Source organism: Streptomyces sp. NPDC002130 (assembly GCF_040296465.1).
GTDB lineage: Bacteria > Actinomycetota > Actinomycetes > Streptomycetales > Streptomycetaceae > Streptomyces.
On sequence record NZ_JBEOXI010000443.1, the window covers coordinates 1 to 3962 of the forward strand.

The 3962-nt window shown below is 71.9% G+C and carries 5 protein-coding genes and 1 pseudogene; 5 read left to right on the forward strand and 1 reads right to left on the reverse strand.

Annotated elements, in window-relative coordinates; all coding sequences use genetic code 11:
• The 3 genes from ABT116_RS40585 to ABT116_RS40595 all read left to right on the forward strand — a co-directional run.
• Window positions 1–649: AIM24 family protein (locus ABT116_RS40585; protein ID WP_351645086.1), on the forward strand; the 649-nt coding region annotated here is incomplete at its 5' end.
• Between the two features lie 93 nt (window positions 650–742).
• Complete coding sequence (locus ABT116_RS40590) at window positions 743–1369, forward strand: dihydrofolate reductase family protein (protein WP_351645089.1); 627 nt, start codon at window positions 743–745, stop codon at window positions 1367–1369.
• 175 nt (window positions 1370–1544) lie between these two features.
• A complete protein-coding gene (locus ABT116_RS40595) occupies window positions 1545–1940 on the forward strand; it encodes a ribonuclease domain-containing protein (protein WP_351645092.1) in 396 nt (131 codons plus the stop codon).
• Window positions 1941–1979: 39 nt separating this feature from the next.
• Here ABT116_RS40595 and ABT116_RS40600 read toward each other — a convergent pair whose 3' ends face one another.
• The gene (locus ABT116_RS40600; RefSeq protein WP_351645095.1) at window positions 1980–2180 is read right to left on the reverse strand and encodes a hypothetical protein; all 201 of its coding nucleotides are present in this window, start codon (window positions 2178–2180) and stop codon (window positions 1980–1982) included.
• Window positions 2181–2416: 236 nt separating this feature from the next.
• Between ABT116_RS40600 and ABT116_RS40605 the strand changes: the two genes are divergently transcribed.
• Window positions 2417–3634: a sensor histidine kinase gene (locus ABT116_RS40605; protein WP_351645098.1), complete on the forward strand. Its 1218-nt coding sequence runs from the start codon at window positions 2417–2419 to the stop codon at window positions 3632–3634.
• 46 nt (window positions 3635–3680) lie between these two features.
• Window positions 3681–3869 (forward strand): annotated as a pseudogene (locus ABT116_RS40610) (response regulator transcription factor); the annotation flags it as partial.
• Between the last annotated feature and the right edge of the window lie 93 nt (window positions 3870–3962).

A 3962-nucleotide genomic window follows, 5' to 3' on the forward strand; every position in this document is an offset into this window, starting at 1 on the left:
AACGTCCGTCGCCCCAGCGCGTCATGGGCGTCCATGCGGCCTCCCGGCTCCGGCGTGCCGCAGTACGTACCGCTCGACGGCCGCCGGGGAGGGCACCTTCCAGTACTTCACCACCCGGGGCGGCGAGGGCACCGTCGGCTTCGCGGGCGTGCTCCCCGGGGAGATGCGCGCGCTGGAACTGGACGGCACGCGCGCCTGGTTCGCGGAGAAGGACGCCTTCGTGGCCGCCGAGTCCACCGTCGACTTCGGCATCGCCTTCCAGGGCGGCCGTACCGGCAGGAGCGGCGGCGAGGGCTTCGTGCTGGAGAAGTTCACCGGGCGCGGCACGGTGATCATCGCCGGCGCGGGGAACTTCATCGACCTGAACCCGGCCGACTTCGGCGGCCGCGTCGAGGTCGACACCGGCTGCGTCGTCGCCTTCGAGGAGGGCATCCAGTACGGCGTCCAGCGCGTGGGCGGCCTCGACCGCCAGGGTCTGATGAACGCCGTCTTCGGCGGTGAGGGCCTGTCCCTGGCCACCCTGGAGGGCAACGGCCGCGTCATCCTGCAGTCCCTCACGATCGAAAGCCTCGCCAACGCCCTGAGGAAGGCCCAGGGCGGCGACAAGCAGGGCCCGACGGGCGGGCTGTTCTCCACGAACGCCCAGTGAGCGGGCGTACGGCCCAGCGATGAGTTGCGGGTGCCGGCGAGGTCTGAACCGATGGCAGCAGACCCCGTCCGACCCGGAAGGAAGGCACCCGCCATGGGCAAGCTCGTATCCACCCTCTTCGTCACCCTCGACGGTGTCTACCAGGCCCCCGGCGGCCCCCAGGAGGACACCCGCGGGGGCTTCACCCACGGCGGCTGGAGCTTCCCGTACGCCGACGAGGACTTCGGCCGGTTCATCGGCGAGGTCTTCACCCGCCCGGGGGCCTTCCTGCTCGGCCGCCGTACGTACGACATCTTCGCGACCTACTGGCCCAAGGTGACCGACCCCGCCGACCCGGTCGCCTCCCGGCTCAACTCCCTGCCGAAGTACGTGCCCTCCTCGACCCTGACGGACCCCGGATGGGTGGGCACCACGGTGCTGACCGGCGATCTCGCCGAGGAGGTCGCCGCCGTGAAGGAGCGCACCGACGGCGAGGTCCAGGTGCACGGCAGCGGCGCCCTCGTCCGGTCCCTGCTGGCGCTCGACCTCGTCGACACCCTGCACCTGCTGACCTTCCCGGTCGTGCTCGGCTCCGGGTTCCGGCTGTTCACGGAGGGCGCCGTACCGACCGCGTTCGAGCACGCCGGCGGGAGCGTCACCGGCGCGGGCGTCTCGGTCCAGACGTACGACCTGAAAGGCCGCCCGGAGTACGGCGAGTTCGGACTGCCGGAGGGCGCTTGAGGGGTGCCCGAGCGCGGGTGAGGGCGCCGCTGGACGGGTGAAGGCGAGGGCGTCGGCGGACGGGTGAGGGTGCCGGGTGGGTGGGTGAACTCCCCGCGAACGCACGGGGCTTCACAGGAAATTCTCCGGGATTGTCATTGACATGCCAGCCTCTACGCGCGTCATCATGAACGTCATGAATTTCCCCCCACGCGCCTCCCGGCTCGGCGCAGCAGCCGCCCTCCTGTCCGCCCTCCTCGTCGGCGGAACCGTCTCCGCGACCACGGCCGACGCGGCCCCCACCGCCGTCGGTGACATCTGCTACAGCAACCTGCCGTCCCAGGCCCACGACACGCTCGACCTGATCGAGCAGGGCGGCCCTTACCCGTTCGACCAGGACGGCACCGTCTTCCAGAACCGGGAAGGTGTCCTGCCGAGCAAGTCGTCCGGCTACTACCACGAGTACACGGTCATCACCCCGGGCTCCTCCACCCGCGGCGCGCGACGCATCGTCACCGGTGAGCAGAACCAGGAGGACTACTACACGGCCGACCACTACGAGTCGTTCGACCTCGTCGACTACGGCTGCTGAGCCCTGACGGAGACCGCGGGCCGGACGTCCGTCGGCACGTCAGACGGACTTCCGGCTCCCGGCCGCCGCGAACAGGGCGACGCCCAGCACGAGCAGCGTGACGCTCGCGTAGATCTCGTAGCCGTCGAGGAACCCGAGACGCTGCACCAGGCCCCAGTTCCAGTCGGTGAACTCGTGCACCAGGCCCGCCACGCCCTGGACCAGGGCGAGGAGACCGAGAATCTCCAGTACCTGCTTCATGCCACCAGCCTCGTCCCGCGGACCCCCCACGCACATCGGCCGCGGGACGAACCCCCCGGGCCGGAAGTCCCCGCTCCGCTGCCACGACGGCATCGAAAGTCTGCGATGCGGCGACTTTGGTCGACGATCCCGCGCGAGGGCGGGTGCGCCCGGGCCTGCGCTGCGTAGATTTGGCGCTCGTGATTGGTCACGACGTGGGGCGCGCCTCCCCGGTACCGGCGGGGGAGACGCCCGCTTTGTTCACCGGGCGCAGATGGTATTTTCCGTCCGCCCTCCTGCACGACCTCGACCCCGGCGCCGCACGGGCCGGGCAGCGCCCCCGGCGCACCGCCCGCGACTGGGTCGTCGACTTCTCCTGCTTCCTGCTGGCCGTCCTGGTGGGTGCGCTGGCCCTCGACGCCCTCGCCCACAACCCCCGTGTGCCGCACGGCCTGGCCGTCGTCGACCAGGTGATCGGTGCGCTGGCCTGCGCGGCCGTCTGGCTCCGGCGCCGCTGGCCGCTCGGGCTGGCCGTGGCGATGACCCCGCTCAGCTTCCTGTCGGAAACCTCGGGCGGCGCGGGCCTCATCGCCCTGTTCACCCTGGCCGTGCACCGGCCCTTCCGGTACGTGGCCTGGGTGGGCGGCGTCAACGTGGCGCTGGTGCCGCTCTACTACTGGGTGCGCCCCGACGTGGACCTCCCCTACCTGGTGAGCGTTCCCTTCGCCATGGTGCTCACCGTGGCGACCGTCGGCTGGGGGATGTTCGTCCGGGCCAAGCGGCAGCTCATGGTGAGCCTGAGGGACCGCGCCCGGCGCGCCGAGACCGAGGCGCGGCTGCGGGCCGAGCAGGCGCAGCGGCTCGCCCGCGAGGCCATCGCACGGGAGATGCACGACGTGCTCGCCCACCGGCTGACGCTGCTGAGCGTGCACGCGGGCGCCCTGGAGTTCCGGCCCGACGCGCCCCCGGCACAGACGGCACGGGCCGCGGGCGTGATCCGGGAGAGCGCGCACGAGGCGCTCCAGGACCTGCGGGAGATCATCGGCGTGCTGCGGGCGGGCGAACCGGACGAGACGGGCCGGCCGCAGCCGACGCTCGCGGCGCTGGACACCCTGGTCGCCGAGTCCCGCGAGGCCGGCATGAAGGTCTCCCTCGACCACCGCGTCGAGGACCCCGCCGGCGTCCCGTCCTCTGTCGGCCGCACCGCCTACCGGATCGCCCAGGAGGGCCTGACCAACGCGCGCAAGCACGCTCCCGGCACCGAGGTCGGGGTGACCGTCACCGGCGAACCGGGCACGGGCCTCACCGTTCGCGTGCACAACCCGCCGCCCGAGGGCGAGGTGCCGCCCGTCCCCGGCTCCGGGCAGGGACTGATCGGCCTCACGGAAAGAGCGAACCTGGCCGGGGGCCGGCTGGAGCACGGGCCCACCCCGCAGGGCGGGTTCGAGGTGCGGGCGTGGCTGCCGTGGGGGTGACCGCTTCGGCCCCACCGCCCGGCCCGGCCGTGATTACGTAAGGCTCATGACTGCGATCAGACTGCTCCTCGTCGACGACGATCCGCTGGTGCGGGCCGGGTTGTCCTTCATGATGGGCGGCGCCGACGACATCGAGATCGTCGGCGAGGCCGCCGACGGCGCCGAGGCGGAGGCCCTCGTCGACCGCACCCGTCCGGACGTCGTGCTCATGGACATCCGGATGCCGACGGTGGACAAGAACGCGGTGAAGCGGAAGGACTCCTGCGTCTTGGCGTCCTCGTAGTTGCGCACGGGCCGGTCGGTGAAGAACACGGAGAACATGTTGGAG